The sequence below is a fragment of the Luteitalea pratensis genome (assembly GCF_001618865.1).
Classification (GTDB): Bacteria; Acidobacteriota; Vicinamibacteria; order Vicinamibacterales; family Vicinamibacteraceae; genus Luteitalea; species Luteitalea pratensis.
Genome location: NZ_CP015136.1, coordinates 1,357,168 through 1,374,818 on the forward strand (window position 1 = coordinate 1,357,168; position 17,651 = coordinate 1,374,818).

General features: G+C 65.7%; 20 protein-coding genes, 1 tRNA gene and 1 pseudogene. 11 read left to right on the forward strand and 11 right to left on the reverse strand.

Features of this window, described 5'->3' with window-relative positions:
• Positions 1-44 precede the first annotated feature (44 nt).
• Both LuPra_RS05650 and recR read left to right on the forward strand, forming a co-directional pair.
• On the forward strand, positions 45-341 hold the full coding sequence (locus LuPra_RS05650; protein ID WP_201792177.1) for a YbaB/EbfC family nucleoid-associated protein: 297 nt from the start codon (positions 45-47) through the stop codon (positions 339-341).
• A 47-nt stretch (positions 342-388) separates the two neighbouring features.
• The gene (gene recR, locus LuPra_RS05655; RefSeq protein WP_110169844.1) at positions 389-991 is read left to right on the forward strand and encodes a recombination mediator RecR; all 603 of its coding nucleotides are present in this window, start codon (positions 389-391) and stop codon (positions 989-991) included.
• Between the two features lie 72 nt (positions 992-1,063).
• Here recR and LuPra_RS05660 read toward each other — a convergent pair whose 3' ends face one another.
• Positions 1,064-2,089 carry a lysylphosphatidylglycerol synthase transmembrane domain-containing protein gene (locus tag LuPra_RS05660; protein ID WP_110169845.1) on the reverse strand — a complete coding sequence of 342 codons (1,026 nt, stop codon included), beginning with the start codon at positions 2,087-2,089 and terminating at the stop codon, positions 1,064-1,066.
• A 49-nt stretch (positions 2,090-2,138) separates the two neighbouring features.
• On the opposite strand from LuPra_RS05660, the gene LuPra_RS05665 reads away from it, so the two are divergent.
• Entirely contained in the window at positions 2,139-2,750 is a 612-nt protein-coding gene (locus LuPra_RS05665; RefSeq protein ID WP_110169846.1) for a TM7S3/TM198-like domain-containing protein, read from the forward strand.
• A 68-nt stretch (positions 2,751-2,818) separates the two neighbouring features.
• Positions 2,819-3,790, forward strand: coding sequence for a sugar phosphate isomerase/epimerase family protein (locus tag LuPra_RS05670; protein ID WP_110169847.1), 972 nt, complete (start codon positions 2,819-2,821; stop codon positions 3,788-3,790).
• A 7-nt stretch (positions 3,791-3,797) separates the two neighbouring features.
• Here the strand turns inward: LuPra_RS05670 and LuPra_RS05675 are convergent, their stop codons facing one another.
• Positions 3,798-4,094, reverse strand: coding sequence for an ArsR/SmtB family transcription factor (locus LuPra_RS05675; RefSeq protein WP_110174544.1), 297 nt, complete (start codon positions 4,092-4,094; stop codon positions 3,798-3,800).
• A 349-nt stretch (positions 4,095-4,443) separates the two neighbouring features.
• Between LuPra_RS05675 and LuPra_RS05680 the strand changes: the two genes are divergently transcribed.
• From LuPra_RS05680 to LuPra_RS05695, 4 genes are all read left to right on the forward strand, one after another.
• Positions 4,444-5,262, forward strand: coding sequence for a transporter (locus LuPra_RS05680; RefSeq protein ID WP_157898783.1), 819 nt, complete (start codon positions 4,444-4,446; stop codon positions 5,260-5,262).
• Between the two features lie 105 nt (positions 5,263-5,367).
• Positions 5,368-5,442, forward strand: a tRNA-Asn gene (locus LuPra_RS05685).
• A 631-nt stretch (positions 5,443-6,073) separates the two neighbouring features.
• The gene (locus LuPra_RS05690) at positions 6,074-6,358 is read left to right on the forward strand and encodes a type II toxin-antitoxin system TacA family antitoxin (protein ID WP_234800744.1); all 285 of its coding nucleotides are present in this window, start codon (positions 6,074-6,076) and stop codon (positions 6,356-6,358) included.
• Positions 6,355-6,873: a GNAT family N-acetyltransferase gene (locus LuPra_RS05695; protein ID WP_110169850.1), complete on the forward strand. Its 519-nt coding sequence runs from the start codon at positions 6,355-6,357 to the stop codon at positions 6,871-6,873. Before LuPra_RS05690 ends, LuPra_RS05695 begins: the two co-directional genes overlap by 4 nt.
• A 154-nt stretch (positions 6,874-7,027) precedes the next feature.
• Here the strand turns inward: LuPra_RS05695 and LuPra_RS05700 are convergent, their stop codons facing one another.
• The 6 genes from LuPra_RS05700 to LuPra_RS05725 all read right to left on the reverse strand — a co-directional run bounded on the left by LuPra_RS05700 (position 7,028) and on the right by LuPra_RS05725 (position 11,045).
• Complete coding sequence (locus LuPra_RS05700; protein ID WP_110169851.1) at positions 7,028-7,507, reverse strand: SRPBCC domain-containing protein; 480 nt, start codon at positions 7,505-7,507, stop codon at positions 7,028-7,030.
• 10 nt (positions 7,508-7,517) lie between these two features.
• The gene (locus LuPra_RS05705; RefSeq protein WP_110169852.1) at positions 7,518-7,883 is read right to left on the reverse strand and encodes an ArsR/SmtB family transcription factor; all 366 of its coding nucleotides are present in this window, start codon (positions 7,881-7,883) and stop codon (positions 7,518-7,520) included.
• A gap of 299 nt (positions 7,884-8,182) precedes the next feature.
• Positions 8,183-8,458, reverse strand: coding sequence for a hypothetical protein (locus LuPra_RS05710; RefSeq protein ID WP_110169853.1), 276 nt, complete (start codon positions 8,456-8,458; stop codon positions 8,183-8,185).
• A 14-nt stretch (positions 8,459-8,472) separates the two neighbouring features.
• Positions 8,473-8,823: a hypothetical protein gene (locus LuPra_RS05715; protein WP_110169854.1), complete on the reverse strand. Its 351-nt coding sequence runs from the start codon at positions 8,821-8,823 to the stop codon at positions 8,473-8,475.
• 415 nt (positions 8,824-9,238) lie between these two features.
• Positions 9,239-10,249 (reverse strand): serine hydrolase, encoded by a 1,011-nt coding sequence (locus LuPra_RS05720; protein WP_110169855.1) that lies wholly within the window; start codon positions 10,247-10,249, stop codon positions 9,239-9,241.
• A gap of 265 nt (positions 10,250-10,514) precedes the next feature.
• Positions 10,515-11,045 (reverse strand): dihydrofolate reductase family protein, encoded by a 531-nt coding sequence (locus LuPra_RS05725; RefSeq protein WP_110169856.1) that lies wholly within the window; start codon positions 11,043-11,045, stop codon positions 10,515-10,517.
• A 173-nt stretch (positions 11,046-11,218) separates the two neighbouring features.
• On the opposite strand from LuPra_RS05725, the gene LuPra_RS33015 reads away from it, so the two are divergent.
• From LuPra_RS33015 to LuPra_RS05740, 3 genes are read left to right on the forward strand one after another with little or no spacing between them, the layout of a single operon-like run.
• On the forward strand, positions 11,219-12,136 hold the full coding sequence (locus tag LuPra_RS33015; RefSeq protein WP_110169857.1) for a right-handed parallel beta-helix repeat-containing protein: 918 nt from the start codon (positions 11,219-11,221) through the stop codon (positions 12,134-12,136).
• The gene (locus LuPra_RS05735; protein WP_234800745.1) at positions 12,084-12,491 is read left to right on the forward strand and encodes a chromate resistance protein ChrB domain-containing protein; all 408 of its coding nucleotides are present in this window, start codon (positions 12,084-12,086) and stop codon (positions 12,489-12,491) included. Before LuPra_RS33015 ends, LuPra_RS05735 begins: the two co-directional genes overlap by 53 nt.
• A 36-nt stretch (positions 12,492-12,527) precedes the next feature.
• Positions 12,528-14,060: an FAD-dependent oxidoreductase gene (locus LuPra_RS05740; protein WP_110169859.1), complete on the forward strand. Its 1,533-nt coding sequence runs from the start codon at positions 12,528-12,530 to the stop codon at positions 14,058-14,060.
• Between the two features lie 64 nt (positions 14,061-14,124).
• Here LuPra_RS05740 and LuPra_RS05745 read toward each other — a convergent pair whose 3' ends face one another.
• From LuPra_RS05745 to LuPra_RS05750, 3 genes and pseudogenes are all read right to left on the reverse strand, one after another.
• Entirely contained in the window at positions 14,125-15,414 is a 1,290-nt protein-coding gene (locus tag LuPra_RS05745; protein ID WP_110169860.1) for an ankyrin repeat domain-containing protein, read from the reverse strand.
• Between the two features lie 38 nt (positions 15,415-15,452).
• The gene (locus LuPra_RS34255; RefSeq protein ID WP_234800907.1) at positions 15,453-16,046 is read right to left on the reverse strand and encodes an ankyrin repeat domain-containing protein; all 594 of its coding nucleotides are present in this window, start codon (positions 16,044-16,046) and stop codon (positions 15,453-15,455) included.
• Positions 16,047-16,049: 3 nt separating this feature from the next.
• Positions 16,050-17,489, reverse strand: a pseudogene (locus tag LuPra_RS05750) (amidohydrolase family protein); the annotation flags it as partial.
• Positions 17,490-17,651 lie beyond the last annotated feature (162 nt).

Below are 17,651 nucleotides of genomic sequence, written 5' to 3' on the forward strand. Positions count from 1 at the left end.
CGCCGAACGCTGACAGAACTTACGAAGGCCGGGGGGAATCGCTGATGAACATCCAGAAAATGATGCAGCAGGCGCAGCAGATGCAGGAGCGCATGCAGAAGCAGATGGCCGAGACGGTCATCGAAGCGTCCGCGGGCGGCGGCGCCGTCTCCGTCAAGGTGAATGGCTCCAAGGAGGTCCTGGCGATCACGATCGATCCCGAGGCCGTGAACAAGGAAGACGTGGAGATGCTGCAGGACGCGATTCTCGCCGCCATCCAGGATGCGCAGCGCAAGGCCGACGAGAAGATGAGCAGCACCATGAGCGGCATGCTCGGTGGGCTCAAGCTGCCCGGCATGTGACATCGGCTCGACGCTGAAATCCTGAAATTCTGAAGTTCTAAAATTCTTTGTCTTCCCCCTATCCCGAGCCGCTCCTGCGGCTCATCGAGCAGTTGCAGAAATGGCCGGGCATCGGCGCCAAGTCGGCGCAGCGCCTGGCCTTTCACGTGCTGAAGGCTCCACGCGAGGATGCCGAGCGCCTGGCCGACGCGCTGCGTGACGTCAAGACGCAGGTCCAGCACTGCTCGATCTGCGCCAACATCACCGACGCCGATCCCTGCACCTACTGCACCAGTCCCGATCGCAACCCCCGCCTCATCTGCGTCGTCGAGGAACCCGCCAACGTCATTGCAGTGGAGAAGACGCGCGACTTCCGTGGCCGCTATCACGTGTTGATGGGCACCCTGTCGCCGCTGCAGGGGATTGGTCCGGATGCCCTTCGCATCAAGCCATTGCTGGCGCGCGTGGCCACCGGCGAGGTCGAGGAAGTGATCCTGGCCACCAACCCCACGGTCGAGGGTGAGGCGACGGCGCTCTACCTGGCCAAGTTGCTCAAGCCGCTCGGCGTGCGCGTGACGCGCATCGGCATGGGCGTGCCGATGGGCAGCGATCTGGAGTACGCCGACGAAGTCACGATGACGCGAGCGCTCGAGGGGCGGAGGGAGATGTGAAGGCCTACGGCCTGCAGGCTACGTTTGGAGCAAATCGGCGATTCCCGATTCCCGACTCCCGATCCGTGCTCCCTACTGCACCAGCTCCCGCCGCGTCATGCCGCGCAGTCCGAGAAACACGACGCCGGCGCCGGTCCACACGAGCATGCGGGCCTTGCGGACGACCGCAAGCGTGACCCCGAGCGCCGAGGCGCCGTACAGCACCTGGGTCAGGATGCCGCTGCCGGCCTCGTCGACGCCGAGGCGCATCGGCACGAACTTGAACGCCACGTTGATGAAGCGGTTGATGGACTCGAGCAGGAAGGCACCGAGCAGCGTCGGCGCGGCGCCCGCTGGCAGCAGCATCGCCACCGTAAGGTAGGTTTCTGCCACGCCGAGTGCGTGATAGCCGGTCTCGAGCAACAGGATTGGCACGGGCCGGGATGGGTGGCGTTGCGCGAACGTGTAGATCCGATCCTCGAGCGTCTGCAGCTTGCCGGCACGGCGCAGGAGCGCGGCTGGCGCCAGGGACCAGCGATCGAACCAGGCGAGGCTCCACGTCAGCGGCCGGAACCTGCCGCTCACGAGTGCCATGGCCACGACCAGGAACGCGACCATGCCGGCCAGCGCAATGAGGCTCATCACCCGCAACGCCGCGGGCACGTCGAACTCGACCAGCAAGGCGACCGTGCCGCCGGCAATCATCGCCGCCACGGTGATCGTGTAGAAGAGGTTCTCGACGGCGATGCCCGCGAGGGCGATCATCAGCGACACACGGTCGCGCACGAACGCCGCCTTGGTCGGCTCGCTCACGAACAAGCCCAGCGGCGTGAGATTGCCCAGGGCATCACCACTGATGAGGGCCGGGAACGTGTCGCGTACGCGCAACCTGTGCGGTGGCTCGGTACAGAGCACCCAGGCCCAGGCCCGGGCCGCGAAGCGCAGGCCCGAGAGGACGACGATCCCGAAGAAGGCGAAGCCGACGCGCCGGAAGCCGTCGACGACCGTCGCGAGGCCGGTTTCCCGCAGCGTGTAGGCAAACAGGGCGAGACCGCCGAGCGCAGCCGCAGCCCCGCCGAGGCGCCTGGCGGCGGGCGGGCGCGGTGCGGGATCGGGCATCTGATCTGGGGTGGGCGGACGAGCCTGTCGCCTCCACTATAATGCCGCGATGCTGCCGGAGACGTTGCATGTCCCCGCCGCCGTCCTCTTCCTCGTGGGCGGCGTGCTGTCTTGTTTCCTCGGGCAACGCACCTTCCGCATCGTCCTCGGCCTGTATGGCTTCGTCGTCGGCGTGCTCGTCGCGGGCTCGCTGATCGGTCCGGCGGACACGACCCGCGACATCCTCCTGCTGATCGGCGGCGGCATCGGCGGCGCGCTCGCGCTCGTGCTCGCGTACTTCATCGGCGTCGCGCTGATCGGCGCGGCGTTCGCCGCGCTCGCCGTGCATGCGATCGCCGCGCAGTTCGGATCGGAACCGCCGGCGATGCTGGTGATCGCCTGCACGATTGCCGGCGCGCTGATCGCGTTGTCGGTCCAGCGCTACGTCATCGTGGTGGGCACGGCGTTCGGCGGCGCCTGGCTGCTGGTCATGGGGGCGCTCGGCCTGTGGCATCGCGAGTCGGTCACCGGCCTCGGTGGCGCGGCGTCCGGCTGGCAGGCCTATCCGTTGCGCCCCGCGCCAGGCGAGAGCTGGGTGCTGGTGGTGTGGCTGCTGCTGGCCATTGCGGGACTCGTGGCGCAGGTCCGGCTCTCCACCCCGCGTATGGTCCGTGCGCGCTGACCTCTCGGACGCAGGCTGACGTCCTGTCGCGGGCTCGCGCAGCTGCCAGCGAGACACCGGAGACCACGATGCCGATCAATCGACGACAGTTCACCGGGACCCTGCTCGTGGCTGGGCTGACGCCCCTCGTTCGGCTCGATGCCCAGGGGACAGCGACCAACCGCGTCGACGTGGCCGGCCCCGGTTCACCGCTCGTGATGTTCTCGAAGCACCTCGCGGAGCTCGCGTGGGGCGATTTGGGTGCCGCCGTGCGGCAGGCCGGCTTCGACGGCGTGGACCTCACGGTTCGCCCCGGTGGTCACGTGCTGCCGGCGCGGGTCACCGAGGATCTGCCGCGGGCGGTGGCCGCCATCCGCGATGCCGGCAGCATGGTCGCCATGCTCACGACGGGACTGACGCAACCCGACGACCCGGCCGCCCGCGCCACGTTCGAGGCGGCGCGAGCCGTCGACGTGCCGCGCCTCAAGGCCGGCTATTACCGGTACGCGTTTGCTGACGCACGGCGCGAGCTTGCCGAGGCGACGACGGCATTCCGAGCCCTCGTGCGGATGGCGGCAACGGCAGGCGTCGTCCTCGCGTATCACAATCACTCGGGTGACTACGTGGGCGCGCCGGTCTGGGACGCGCTGCGCATGATCGAAGGGCAGCCAGCCGACGCGACAGGCCTCTACTTCGACGTGCGTCATGCCACGGTCGAAGGTGGGCTCGGTGGCTGGCGGGCGGCCGTGCAGATGGCGGCGCCACACCTGCGGATGCTCGCGATCAAGGACTTCTACTGGGAGAAAGGCACCAACGGGCGCTGGCGTGTCGTCGACTGCCCGGTCGGCGACGGCATGGTCGACTGGAAGGCGTTCGGCGCCGAGTTGAGGACAGCGAAGTTCAGCGGTCCGATGTCGCTGCACGTCGAGTACGACCCGGGTGGGCGCACGCCGGTGGAGAAGACCGAACGGATGCTGGAGGCGGCGGTGCGGGACCGCACCCGCCTGGTGGAGCTACTGGGAGGCGTCGCGGCCGGGGCTCGGGAAGGCGCCGGCCGCTGAGGCGCGATTAGCGCTTCTTCCTGGTCTTGACTGCCGTGTCGTCGAACTTGCCGGCCCAGCGGGCGACGCGAGCGATGGCGGCGCCATTGAGACGGTAGCGGCGTTGGCGGCCTTCCTTGCGCACGGCCACGAGGCGTGCCTCGAGGAGCAGGCGCAGATGCTGCGAGATCGCCGGCCGGCTCATGTCGAAGGGCTCGGCCAGTTCGTTGACGGTACGGTCGCCGGTCCGGAGGAGGTCGAGCAGGGCCCGACGCGTCGGATCAGCAATCGCGCGGAAGACGTCGGTCTGGGCTTGCGCGGTCACGATCACACAGTACGGAAGCCGTACACGAAATGTCAACGTGTGCCTTCCTATTCGCGGCAGGAATCCGGCACGCGATTGCTGAGTGACGCGGCACGGCCAGCCGGCCCGAGGCCTGTTGCCGGAAGCGGCAGGCCGCGACCGACTGAACGGTGCCTAATCGGCCCACGAGGCTCGTGCACGACACGGATCGCGTGACACAACATGTTGCGCAGGCAGGGCAGTGGGCTGCCCATCGATAGCATCAGCGTCGCGCGCAACCTGCAGCGCACGCGTCGCGGCCGACAAGAAGAATGCGTACGCCGTTCAGGCGCGACGATAAGCCACCGCCGACGAGTATCGTGATGACATCGTGTCGACACCTCGAGGAGCCGTGATCTGTGTGAAGGCATCGCTGACGTTCGTGAGCGCCTTTCTCGTCCTCGCCGCGGCCGGTGCCGCACGCGCGCAGGCGCCGACGAGCCCTGACGACGGCATCGAGATGCCTGCCGACCGACCGGGGTTCAATGCCCCGGCGTCGGTGGTCGGCGCCGGTGTCGTGCAACTGGAACTCGGGTGGTCGACGTCCCGTTCGCGCGATCGCACGTATGCGAGCGCCGGTCCGCAGCCACTGTTCCGCGTTGGTGTCGCGACGCACGTGGAACTGCAGCTGGCGAGCGTGGGGCTGGCGGCGGCCTGCGTGCTCGACTGCGATTGGCACGGGGCCGACGTCTCCGCCAGCGTGCGAGTCGTGCTGCCGGTCGAGCCGCTCGGCTTCACGCTGGCGGCCACGCCGGGCGTCTCCCTGCCGACGGGTGCGTTCGAGGTCAGCTCGGAGCACGTCGATCCGCTGGTGATCATCCAGGCCGACCACGGGCTCGGCGCGTACCTGGAACTCTCGTACAACTACCTCGTCACCCGCATCCGTGACGACGACCCCGACCGCGCGGTCGTGCGACAGGGGCACGGGTTCTCGCTCGGCGCGACGCTGGGCCGGTGGAGCCCCTTCGTGGGCCTGGCGTGGCGGCCCGAACGCGTGGATGGCCGAGCGCCGTGCCTGGCGCAGGTGGGGACCGGAGTGAGGGTCGCCCGCGACGTACAACTCGATGTCTCGCTCGACCGCGGCCTGAACAGGGTGGAGGAGTCCTGGGGCATCTCGGCAGGGGTGGCATTGCGTCACCGGCCCCGTTGACCGTCGGCCGACGCCGCAGTACACTGTCGGTTCGTCGTGGCCGGGTCCGGTCGCGGCTGGCAGTCCGCGCTCGCTCCCCGGAGCCTCGGCGCGACCCACCCGAGTTCCTCAGTAGCTCAATGGCAGAGCATCCGGCTGTTAACCGGAGGGTTGTAGGTTCGAATCCTACCTGAGGAGCCAACCTCACTTCGTTCGTCTGGCTCCTGCAGGTAGGCTTCAGGCACTCGTCCGTTCGCCTGCGGCTCACGGCCTCGGGCTCGAATCCGGCGACGGCGATCGCCCATTCTGCACATCGCTCGTCTGGCTCCTCCAGGTAGGCTTCAGGCTCGCGTCCGCTCGCCATCCGGCTCGCGCCCGCGGGCTCGAATCCGGCGTTGGCGATCCGTCAGTCACGTTCTGCCCGTATGGCTCCTGCAGGTAGGCTTCAGGCACTCGTCCGTTCGCCTGCGGCTCACGCCTCGGTGAACACCCAAATCCGGCGACGGCGATCGCCCATCCTGCACTTCGCGCGTCTGGCTCCTCCGGGCAGGCTTCAGGCACGCGTCCGCTCGCCATTCGGCTCGCGCCCGCGGGCTCGAATCCGGCGGTGGCGATCCGCAGCCCAATAAATCCAATAAAATCAGCGACTTGCAAGCAGGATGAGCCCGGTCTTGTCCGCCTAAGTCATTGATTGGTCAGTGTTGCGGGTGCAGCGCCTGACTGGACGATGTCCGCAACTGGTTCGATAGATGCTGTGTTGACATCGTGTATACAGCGCGCTAGAGTAGGGACATTGATGTCTCGACATGGGCGTCACAATAGAGAGCAAACCATGGCAGCCCCTGCAACCGCCGCGCGGACACGAACCATCAATATCCGCATCGAGGAAGAGCGACGCACGCTCATCGATCGAGCCGCTGCAGTTGCCGGGAAGGACCGTACTCAGTTCGTTCTGAACGCAGCAACCCGTGAAGCGACAACTGTACTTCTCGACCAGCGGTATTTTCAGCTGGACACAGCTGCGTTCGCGAAGTTCAACGCTGCCCTGGATGCGTCTCCCGCCGAGAACCCGCGGCTGCGCGAGCTTCTCTCTAGAAAAGCTCCCTGGGAACGATGAGTGCGGCAGGAATTAGCGCTCCAGAGCACCTGACAGCCGAGCACGACGTCAGCTCTTTCGACTCCGGTACGCCTGAACTCGACAATTGGCTGAAACGCCGAGCGCTTGCGAATGAGGCGCTGGGCACTTCACGGACCTACGTCGTGACAGAAGGCGGACGTGTGGTCGCCTTCTATGCGCTTGCAAACGGCGCCGTTGCTCACAAGGACGTGTTCGCCAAAACGAAGCGCAACATGCCGGATCCAATTCCGGTGATGGTGCTTGCGCGTTCGGCCGTCGATTCCGCCTACCAGAAACAAGGTCTTGGTTCCGCGCTTCTAAGGGACGCCCTATTCCGCACCATCGCGGCCGCTCAAATCGCTGGCATTCGCGCGGTGCTGCTTCACGCGATGTCAGATGACGCGAAGCGCACCTATGCACGTGCCGGATTTCACGAGGGTCCGGTCGATCCAATGATGATGATGATTACGCTCGCAGAGGTTGAGAAGAACCTCAGCCCGCCCAGCGCGAGCTGAGGATTGCAACAACAGGACCGGTGGCCCCGATCCTGACGAGCGCACAAAAATCGTGGCCTGACTCGTCTGAACATCGACAGTGGTGAAGTCATCCATCAATCTTCAGGCCGCTCAGTTCAGTGCTCGATACGCGTCGTTTGCGAGATCGACGACTTCATGACCGTCCCACGCTCGCGCCCAGGGTGAGGAGAAGCTCGTCCAGTTGCGCGAACGTTTCGACCGTCGCATCCGCCGCCCCGGTGCCGGCAGCGTCGAGCGCTTCCTTCGAGGAATAGAGCTCGTGCATGACCAGCAGCGTCTGGCCATGCTTTTCCTCGAATGTCACCGTGGTGACAGGCCCACCCTCACCGCCTTCCTCGTTGGTCCACACGAGGCGCGAGTGCGGTGTCACTTCGAGGTACGTGCCGAAGAACGCCATACCATCGGGTTCGAACTCGAGACGGTACTTGCCCCCGACACGAACATCCATCTCACAGGAACGCAGGGACATGCCCATCGACCGCGGCAACCACCACTGCCTGAACAGCTCGGGCCTGGTCCACGCCTCGAACACGATGCGGGCCGGGCCGTTGAAGGTTCGGGTAACGACTAGCTCACGCTCGGACTTCCGCTCCACCGTCGTGCGGTTCTTCATGGGCGTGGGCTCACTCTCTCTTCTTGCGTCCATCAACCTTCTCCTTCCGTTTCAGTTCCTCGACAACCTTGTCCAGCTCGTCGAACCGTGCATCCCAGAGCTGGCGGTACCTCTCGATCCATGCCGCCTCTTCATCCAGTCTGTGCAGGCCGAGCCTGCAGGTCCGCACGCGCCCGACCTTCGCCGTGGTGACGAGCCCCGCCTGCTCCAGGACGCCGACGTGCTTCTTCATGCCCGTTAGGGTCATGTGGAACTTGTCGGCAAGGTCGGTGATCGAAGCGTCTGCACGCCCGAGTTGCTCCAGAACACCGCGTCGGGTGGCGTCCGAGAGCGCGGCAAACGCGGCATCGAAGCGGGTCCGCGAATACAGAACCATATGGTTCAGTATATAGCATTCGGATTGGCGGCATGCAAGGCGAGGCGTCTACCCGCCTCGGCTTCACCGACGACTTCCGCGTGGAGCTCGCGTGGGCCAGGCCCTCGGGGCGGTGCTGTTACTCGCGCCGGCGCCGGCGCCTCTGAAGGAGTGGGCATACGCCGCCTTCGCCTCCGGCCGCAATGACGCCCCACGCTCCGGATCAACAGTTGATTGGCCTGGGCGGCTCCGTCATGTAGCCTCATTTCGAAAGTCGCCCGCGCCCAGAGTTGGTGACAGAGAGAGCGCCAGGCGGGGCGTCAAATCGCCGCCGACCCACTCGAAGAAGTCCCTCCCGAGCTGCCGAAACCGAAGGTAATTCCTGACTGGTCCACGGTCTCGATAAGTGTCCTTGTCGCGGCATGGAACGTGTACTGCTTCCCTTCACACAACTCGGGGAAAGGCCCTTCGACGATGGCAACCTGCAAATCTGCGCCGAATTGCGGCTTCCATTCATAGCCGGGAAGGTCCGGGCCGTGGTGCGCGGCGACGATCCGACCGGATCGCGTGTCATAAGCGATGAACGTCCTGATCATGGTGTATCCCTAAGTTAGAACTGAAAAATGTTGATCTGCGCGGTGGCGACGACCCAGTTTTCAACATCAAGACGGAACTCGATCGAAGCGCAATCGCGGATCGCCACGGCATTCTGTGTGCGTCCCATACTGTTCGGAGACGGGGCGAAGAGTTTTCCGTCGGGACCCCAGGCCGTCCATCGCGCGATGTAGGCGGTCGCGTGCCGCTCCATGTCCGGCTCAGTCGAATAATGATCGACCCCCGAGAGCGAGATGGTGGCGTAGACATTCTGGCCCGGTGAGCCGATGAAGTGAAAATAGGAATTGGAAAAGGTGCCGGTGAATACACTGGCAGAGATCCAGAAACCATCGACCGATTGCAGCATGTCGGATTTCCTTCGGACCGTCTGTTCGAGGAGCCGATTCAAGGACGGTCGAACTGAATCGGCAGACGCAGAATTTCATTGCGCCGAGATCGTGCCAGGCAAAGGTCGCTGTTGGCAGCCGGTGTTGCGTCGAGCGGGCCAAGGATAGCCATTTCAAGAACGCGAAACGGAGTGTGGTGGAGTCCGCGGGACGGGTCAAGCGTGATTTCGTTGGCAACGGGTTGTTCTGCGCGCAAATCGTGGCACTTCCGCGCGGTCCTCGACATCCTCTTCATCGCCGCTCTGGCGTTCTTCTGCGCGCGCGGGACTGACAGTCGGCAATGATGGTCGTCGCACGTGTGCGTATCGAAGGTCCATCTGAACACGCATGGCGTCGAAGTGATGTGACTGTCACGTCGTGCGGAGGCCTGCGCGATCATCGCGTCTGTTGCGCGAACGCGTCCGCGACTCGAAGTGCCAGCGAGGACGTGTTCGCGTGCGCCATGTTCGACGTGACCGCGATGACGATGCCGCTGTCGCGCCCCGTCAGCAGCGACATCACCATGCCACCGGCGAGCTCACCGTTGACGCTGTCGGGGTGGGTCGCCAGTGCGAAGCGCACGAGATCGAACGGCGTCGAATAGAACGCCATCCCGTTCGCGCAACAGGCCAGGTCGCGCATGTACATCAGTCGTCGTCCACGGCCGGGATTGTCATCGGATCTCGGAACATAGAACGTCGCGCGGTGGCCCGGCAGCGGGTACTCCGCGGGCATGAGGCCGAGCGGCTGCCAGATGACGTGGCGGAGGAGCGTGAGGGGCGGGAAGTCCTCTCCCTCCTCGCCGATCGCTTCAGGGCTCCATTCTTTCGCCGCATCAGCCCCGGTGTTGGTCAGCCCGAGCCGCGCAGCGGCGGCGCTGACCGCGGACGCCGCGGTGCCGATGTTGAACCGCGTGTCGGGCGTGACGGGCGTCCGTGTCACGACGTCCCGCCATCCGAACCCTTCGGCCCAGATGACGGTGCCGCCGGCACCGACCGCCACGGACACCCCGGGCAGGTTCTGCTCCAATACGGCTGCGCGCACGAGCTCCCGAGCGCGCTCGACGGCCGCCGTATGTTGCGGTGACGGCGCGGAGGCGACGACCGATGGCACCTCCTGCGACTGCGGGAAGAGTGGCGCCGTCACAACGACCGCGTGGGTCAGAAACGCCGCGAACGCGGCGACGACGACGCCAACGGCAAGCGCGCTGCGAGCAGCCCACATCGGCAGCCGGTTGCGCGCCGCCCTCACACCGAGCACGACGCCGACCACCATCAGCAGCATGCCGATGACCGCGGCGCCTGGCGCGTCGTCGGCGTTGGCCACATAGATTCCCATGGCCGCGATGGCCAGGCCGAGGGCGATCAGGGTGAACGCCTTCACGGGGTTCAGTACAGCGGTTGTCATGCCCGCAGTGTGGCCGAGGCCGGGCCGCGAAGTCCTCACCAAACCGTGAGCAACCGTTGAGATTCGAGTGAAATCGCGCGAAAGCTCCCTTGCTGTCGGCGGTAGATGCTGCCGTCTCCGGCCAAACGAGCCTGGACTGTGAATTCGCGGCCCGAAAGCATGCCCCCTTCGGCTCTGGCGCCGTGGCAGCTGTCTACCAGCCGGCACGAACCCAATAGCTCTCGACGCCACCTTCTGGCCGGCCGCGTTCTTCTTCCCACCGAGATCAAGCAGGAACGTAGGCCAACCTGATCACATCCTCGCCAATCCGATCACTCGCCATAAGGCGGAGCGGCGGCCGGGGGCCGGCGAAATATGGTTTGCCGTGACCAAGCACGACGGCGTGCAAGTAGATTCGATACTCATCGATCAGGCCAAGTGCGGTCAGGCTGTGCGCCAGGTCCGGGCCAGCAACTTCGATCTCCCCGTCGCGCCCGGCCTTCAGTTCGCGGATCGCGCTCTCCAGATCATCACCAACAAGCCTGGCGTTGGGGCCGACCGACTTCAACGAGCGCGAGACGACCCATTTCGGCTGGTTCCGCCACGCCGCCGCGAAGGCGTGTTCCTCTGCATTCCATTCAGGATGATCGTCGTCCCAGTAACGCATGACCTCATACATGTGGCGACCGTAGACACTGCCCGCCTGCCCCTCAGCCTCCTCGATGAAGTGGCGGAAGAGCGTGGGGCCTGGCGCAAACGCCATATGGTCGACGTAGCCGTCCAGGGACTGGTTCATTCCGAACACGAGCCTGGCCATACCACTTCCTTTCCTCCCGCGGCACATCCGCGGGTTCTGACTGCGTTATGCACGCGCTGTAAGCTAGCTCGACTGAATTCATATCGCGATTGAGCTCTCCCTACCCGCGAAAACCTTGAGGAGGGGGCCCAAGATCGCGCCAGCGAACGGCCAGCACACCGTCGAGCACAGTCATGACGAAATGGCTTGCGGTACTCATCAGCCTCACCTCGTTGGGCTTGACCGAGCAGCAGCGTCAGGCTGACGAATCGCGTCCCGTAACCGTTGATTGCAATGCTGGAGGCGCCATCAACCGGGTGTTGAAGAGCCTCAAACCCGGCGACGTCGTTCTAGTGCAAGGACGCTGCCTGGAAAACGTCGTCATTCAGTCGGAGCTTCAACGCATCACCATCGACGGACAGGGCACGGCGACGGTGAAGCCGCCAGACGCGCGACAGCCGGCGATCCAGGTCCTCGGCCGCGAGATCAGAATCAAAGGCTTTACTACCGATGGCGGCTTCTCGGGCATTGCGATCAACCGAGGTGGCACCGCGATCGTCGACCACAACATGATCGAGAACGCCTCGGAGATGGGGCTCGAGGTTTCGCAGAACAGTTTTGGGCGGATCATCAACAATACGATTCGGCACAGCGGTGTTGACGGCATCCTGGTGCTCGGCAGCGCTTCGGCGCATATCGGAGTGTTGCGGACCGACGATACGGTTCCGAGTCCGAATTCAATCTTGGAGAATGGCGGCGATGGAATCCGTGTGCTGCGCACCTCCACCGCCCGCATCATTGGAAACAGTCTCACCGGCAATCGTCGCAGCGGCCTTTCCGTCCAGCAGGCGTCCCATGCAGACGTTGCCGGCAACAGGTTCGACGGGAATGCCGAACACGGTATTCGCGCCGTCGGAAATTCGGCGGTGAATCTGGCGGACTCGGCCATGGGCTTGTTTACTCAACCGAATACGACAACGGTCCCGAATGGGTTATTCGGTATCCGATGCGAGAGCGGCGCCCATGTGGACGGTCCGATCGGGAGCCTGGTGGGAAAGAATGGGGCAAAGGACGTGTCCGATATTACATGCATCGATCGCTCGACCCGATGATGCTCACCGAAACACGCAGGCTTCGGGCCTCCAGTGCGGGTTCGAAACGCTGTGCTCGGTCTTCGGCCTCGCTGGACCGGCGCTCTCGAGGATTGCGGCGATCGTTCATGACCTGGATCTCAAGGATGGCCGCTTCGGCGCGCCCGATTGCGGCACGGTCCGCGCCATGATCGAGGGCCTGCAGCTCGCCTATCAGAACGACGAGGCATTGCTCGAGCACGGAATGACGCTGTTCGACTCGCTCTACCGGTCGTTCGAGCAATCAGGTCGAGCGACCGGGCCGAGGGTCGCGGCGAGGCCGAAACGTCCAGCTGCTTCGGCGCGCGAGCGACGGCGCGGCAAGAAGGATGGGTGAGAGATTCAGTGAACGCGTGGTGATAGATTCGGAGCCATGAGCGACCCGAAGAAGACGGCGACGGTAGATCTGTCGAAAGGCGTGTCGGCCGCGGGACTCGTTGATGGCGGGATGATGCTCGGCCACGTGGGTGACCAGGATGTGGTGCTGGTTCGTTCAGGCGATGAGTTGTTTGCGGTCGGTGCAAACTGCACGCACTACCGCGGGCCGCTCGCTGAAGGACTCGTCGTCGGCGACACCATCCGCTGTCCACTGCATCACGCGTGCTTCAGCCTGCGCACGGGCGAGGCGCTGCGCGCACCCGCGCTCGATCCGATTGCCTGCTGGCGCGTCGAGCGCGAGGGCGAACTGATTTTCGTTCGCGACAAGATGCAAGCGGTCGAGCAAGCTTCTGCGATCCCGACGTCCACCCGCCCTTCCTCGATTGTCATCGTCGGAGGCGGTGCGGCGGGCGTCGCGGCTGCCGAGATGATCCGGCGTGAAGGCTACGACGGACCGCTCACCATGATCAGCGCCGATGCGGATCCGCCGGTCGACCGTCCCAATCTTTCGAAGGATTACCTTGCGGGAGATGCGCAGGACGATTGGATTCCGCTCTGGCCCGCCGAGTTCTATGCCGGGAAGCGCATCGAGATGGTCCTCGGGCGCCAGGTGGCCTCCATCGATTCGGCGCGACGAACCATCCGGCTCGACGATGGTTCGGAGCGTTCGTTTGGCGCGCTCCTCCTTGCCACCGGCGCCGATCCCGTGCGGTTGCCGATTCCAGGCGCCACGAGTGATCGGGTGATGTACTTGCGCTCGTTCGCCGACAGCCGCGCGATTGTCGAGCGTACGAAGAACGCCAGGCATGTCGTGATCGCCGGCGCGAGCTTCATCGGCCTCGAGGTAGCGGCGTCGCTGCGTGCGCGCGGGATCGACGTCGACGTGGTCGCGCCCGAGAGCATGCCACTCGAGCGCGTCATGGGCGTCGAGGTCGGCCGGTTCGTGCGATCGCTGCACGAGGCTCAGGGCGTCACGTTTCACCTCGGGCAGACCGTCAAGGCGGTCGATGGACGCTCGGTCACCCTCAGCGATGGGACGACGCTCGATGCGGATTTCGTGGTGATGGGCGTCGGCGTTCGGCCGGCGACGGCGCTCGCCGAGCAGGCCGGCATCGCGGTAGACCGCGGTATCACGGTGAATGAATACCTGGAAACGAATGCCGCCGGTATTTTCGCCGCCGGGGATGTGGCCCGGTGGCCCGACCCGCACACAGGCCAGCGCATTCGCGTCGAGCACTGGGTCGTCGCCGAGCGCATGGGGCAGGTCGCCGCGCGCAACATGCTGGGCGCCCGCGAACGGTTCGACGTGGTGCCGTTCTTCTGGAGCCAGCACTACGACGCGTCGATCAAGTACGTTGGCCACGCGGAAGCATGGGACGCGGTGCAGATCAGTGGTTCGCTCGAGTCCCTCGATTGTTCCGTGGCTTACAAGCGCGGCGACCGGACGCTGGCGGTGGCCACGATCGGGCGCGACGCGGAGAGCCTGGAATCCGAGGTGCGCATGGAGCGGACGACGTCCGAAGGGTAACTCTTTGGGAGCGTGGGCAACCGGCCTGTTCGCGGAGGGCCGACGCGAGCGCGGCGGACGATCGTCAGTTCGATGCCGATGCGGAGCCGCGGAGCACGTCCTGCACGGCAGCGCTTCCCCCGATGGCATCAGGGCGCCGGGCACCAGCGCGAATCAATGTCGCGACAGTGGCGCCGTAGTCACCTGTCCGGCAGTACCACCCGTGCTGGGACCCATGGACTGCCCATCCGAGCGGCGTGCCATGGAAATCAGCATCGGTGGCCTCGAGTGGCGGATTGAACCGCAGGATTGTCTCCGCCATCTCGGCGTTGCCGTGAAACGCGGCCCAGTGCAGCGGCGTCGCGTAATGCTGGCCTTTCGCGGCCACGGGCCAGCCGCATTCCAGCATGAGTCGCACGACGGCGGCCTGGTTGTTCCGGGCGGCGTGCGCCACCTCCCGACGGTCATCTTCTGAAAGGCGCTCGACAAGGCCCGGGTGCCCGCGCCGGATCGCGTGAAGCGCCGCCTCGTCAGCCGACCAGCATGCATCGACGAGCCTGGCGTCCACGGGCGAGCGCTCCAGCAGCAGTGTCAGCACGTCCTGGTGGCCGAACGTCCTGGCAACGTGATGTGCCGACACATGGAAGCCCAGCGTCCATTGGTAGATGGTTCCACCAGCTCGTGGATTGACCATCGGAAACCAGTCGCTGTTGACGCGCATCCGGATACAGCCAGGGTCGGCGTCGAGGTGGCGTCGTCCGAGATCGAGGTCGCCGAGCGCGCTCGCCATGAGGAGATCCGTGCGACAGCCCCGCGTGACCAGGTAGTGGGCCACGTCCTGCCGCTCCTTGAGCATGTACTGAACTGGGGTGGACTCGTGATCGACGTCACGCGCGTTGATGTCAGCGCCGGACTCGAGGAGATACCGGGCCGCCTCCGGCGTGCCGGCAAAGTGGAGCGGCGTCTGACCGTCTCCGCCTCGGGCATGCACGACAGATGGATCCAAGGACACCAGCTCACGCAGGCGATCGAGCATGCCGAGCCGCGCCGCTGCATGCGCGTCGACGATCGCTCCTCGTTCGATCGCATAGGCCGCAAGGTCTGGTTCCGCCGAGTCCAGCAACCCGAAGCCACCCGCCCACCAGCGACTCCTGGCATTGATGTCCGCACCGGCATCGACCAGGACGTCCAGCATTTCGCGGCTGCGGATGTTGACGATGGCTGGGGAGTCGAAGGGGCCGATCGGCTGGTTGATCAGCGCCTTCATCTGCGGATGACGATGCAGGATCGCGCGGACCCCGGCGGCGTCATCGGACGCAAACGCGGTCTTCACTTCCTCGACAAGTGTGGCGGTGTCTGGTCCAGGCGCGTCCATTGCTTGCTCCGTGTGCCGCGCGTCGCAAGTGCCGCCCGTCACTGGGCGCCAGCTGCGACAAGCTCGTTCTCGATCGTCCGGAAACCGCGGCTACGCGCATGCCCGAGCGGTGTCACGCCATCGCGGTCGGCCAGGCTCACGCGCGCCCCGGCCTTCACCAGCAACTGCACGATCCGCGCGTGCGACACGCCGCCGTCACCGAGGATGACGGCCTCGAGCAGGGCCGTCCACCCCAGGTTGTTGACATGGTCGACGTCGACACCCGCGTCGATGAGCGTGCGCACCGTGTCGACATGACCCCGCTCCGCCGCCGGAATGAGCGCGGTGCCGCCGTAGCGGTTCGTGCTCTTCAGGTCGGCCCCGTGTTCGAGGGTCATCTTCAGGATCTCGAGGTGGCCGCTCGCGCCCGCATAGAGATACGCGCTGTCGTGGATGTCGTCCTTGGCATTGACGTCGGCGCCCGCCTCGATCAGTGCCCTGGCCGCGCCGACCGTGTTGGCGTGCGTGGCGACAAGAAGCGCCGTCCGTCCGCGTTCGTCGCGCGCGTCAATCGCGGCTCCCGTGGCGAGCAGGTTCCTGATCGCGGCCACGTCGTTGCTGGCCGCTGCGGCGTGCAGCGTCATCGTGTTCATGTTGCTCCCGGCTCCATTCCATGCCGCAACCTTGTCGCGCGTGTCGGCCAGCATGCGATCGAGGGCGGCGCGATCGTGAACCGTCCCACGCAGCATCACGGCGCGGATCGTTCGAGTGGCGGTGATGTCGTCCAGTGGATTGCGGTCGAGCAGCACCATGTCGGCGGCGCGGCCCACGCTGATCGCGCCATACGTGTCGAGCCGGCCGAACCACGCCGGGCCCGAGCGGGTCGCTGACGACAGGGCTTGCGCAGGCGTCAGCCCGTTCTGCACGTAGAGCGCGAGTTCGTCGTGCAGTCCGGCCCCGGGGTAGTTGAACGAGTTCAGGAAGCCGGCATCAGTGCCGGCCAGGATTGTCACCCCCGCCTGCTGGAGCAAGGGCAGCACCGCCGCCACTCGACCGTAATGCGCGTGCCTCTGGGCAATCGCTGCCTCGTCAGCCTGGGCGGCGCGTTGCACGCGCCCCTCGTAGGTCTTGCGTAATCCGGGACCGATGTAGGCCAGGTACGCGTCGCGCTGATGCGAGTCCTGGTCGAGAAACGCGATGATGCGGCTCCCGTTGAGCGTCGGCGAGACCGAGACGGTCTTCTCGGCGAGGTAGCGGTAGGCCTTCATCGCTGTCGCGCGATCGAACCCGGCGTCGAGGCGCCGGTTCGCCTCAGCGCGGTCGATGCGACCCGCCGCGAAATCCGCGGCGATCGCCGCCTCGTCCTTCACGCCAGCCTTGAAGGCGTAGTCGAGGTGCTCGATCGAACTGATGCCGGCGTCAACCGCTTCGCGCACCGTCAGCGCCATCGGGATGTGGCCGGATGCCTTCAGGCCTGCGGCACGTGCCTTGCGCACAGCGTAGGGGAACAGCTCGGGCTTCAACGTGCTGTCAGTGATCTTCACGAAGTCGACGTCGAGCCCACGGAGCGTGATCATCGCCTTGTCGATGTCGGCTTCCGATCCCGTTTCCAGCGTGCCCTTCCACACCGGCGCGATCCCCTCGATCTTGGGACCGGAGCTCAACAGCGTCGGGCCGAACAGCGTGCCGTCGGCGATCTCGCGCCGCCAGGCCAGCACCTGTTGTGGAAGGTCGCCAGACGCGTCGCGCACGGTCGTGATGCCGTGTGCGACGTAGAGAGGAAGCAGGGCCTTGTTCTCTTCGATGAGGTCGGCGCCGCCTCCGAAGTGCATATGCATGTCCCACAGGCCGGGGATGAGGTACTGGCCGCTGGCATCGATCGTCTGCGTCGCGCGCCACGCGGACGCGACGGTGGCGTCGCCGCCGGTCGCGACGATCCGGCTCCCGGATGTGGCCACCGCCTGATCGGCGATCGGTAGCCCATGCTCGACGTCCACGACCGTGACGTGCCGGATCAGCACATCCGCGTGGTCCTGGACGCCGGGCAGGAGCGCCAACGCCAGCAGCGCCGACAGGGCCAACAACCGTGACTTCATGACGATGTCGACCAAGTGTGCGGGCGTTGGTCGTCTGCCGGCAAGACGTCCGGCGCCACCACCTCAGGCGACGACATCGATCTGGCCGAGGTGGCCAGGGAACAGGCGGGCAAGCGCGCCACACGGCCGGGCCACCTGTACGGACGGCGCGGCGCGACCGTT

Coding starts and splice junctions, on each gene's coding strand:
- LuPra_RS05650 (WP_201792177.1), top strand. CDS start 45: ATGAACATCCAGAAAATGATGCAGCAGGCGCAGCAGATGCAGGAGCGC.
- LuPra_RS05660 (WP_110169845.1), bottom strand. CDS start 2,089: ATGCCCGATCCCGCACCGCGCCCGCCCGCCGCCAGGCGCCTCGGCGGG.
- LuPra_RS05665 (WP_110169846.1), top strand. CDS start 2,139: ATGCTGCCGGAGACGTTGCATGTCCCCGCCGCCGTCCTCTTCCTCGTG.
- LuPra_RS05670 (WP_110169847.1), top strand. CDS start 2,819: ATGCCGATCAATCGACGACAGTTCACCGGGACCCTGCTCGTGGCTGGG.
- LuPra_RS05690 (WP_234800744.1), top strand. CDS start 6,074: ATGGCAGCCCCTGCAACCGCCGCGCGGACACGAACCATCAATATCCGC.
- LuPra_RS05695 (WP_110169850.1), top strand. CDS start 6,355: ATGAGTGCGGCAGGAATTAGCGCTCCAGAGCACCTGACAGCCGAGCAC.
- LuPra_RS05700 (WP_110169851.1), bottom strand. CDS start 7,507: ATGAAGAACCGCACGACGGTGGAGCGGAAGTCCGAGCGTGAGCTAGTC.
- LuPra_RS05705 (WP_110169852.1), bottom strand. CDS start 7,883: ATGGTTCTGTATTCGCGGACCCGCTTCGATGCCGCGTTTGCCGCGCTC.
- LuPra_RS05710 (WP_110169853.1), bottom strand. CDS start 8,458: ATGATCAGGACGTTCATCGCTTATGACACGCGATCCGGTCGGATCGTC.
- LuPra_RS05715 (WP_110169854.1), bottom strand. CDS start 8,823: ATGCTGCAATCGGTCGATGGTTTCTGGATCTCTGCCAGTGTATTCACC.
- LuPra_RS05720 (WP_110169855.1), bottom strand. CDS start 10,249: ATGACAACCGCTGTACTGAACCCCGTGAAGGCGTTCACCCTGATCGCC.
- LuPra_RS05725 (WP_110169856.1), bottom strand. CDS start 11,045: ATGGCCAGGCTCGTGTTCGGAATGAACCAGTCCCTGGACGGCTACGTC.
- LuPra_RS33015 (WP_110169857.1), top strand. CDS start 11,219: ATGACGAAATGGCTTGCGGTACTCATCAGCCTCACCTCGTTGGGCTTG.
- LuPra_RS05735 (WP_234800745.1), top strand. CDS start 12,084: ATGGGGCAAAGGACGTGTCCGATATTACATGCATCGATCGCTCGACCC.
- LuPra_RS05740 (WP_110169859.1), top strand. CDS start 12,528: ATGAGCGACCCGAAGAAGACGGCGACGGTAGATCTGTCGAAAGGCGTG.
- LuPra_RS05745 (WP_110169860.1), bottom strand. CDS start 15,414: ATGGACGCGCCTGGACCAGACACCGCCACACTTGTCGAGGAAGTGAAG.
- LuPra_RS34255 (WP_234800907.1), bottom strand. CDS start 16,046: ATGAACACGATGACGCTGCACGCCGCAGCGGCCAGCAACGACGTGGCC.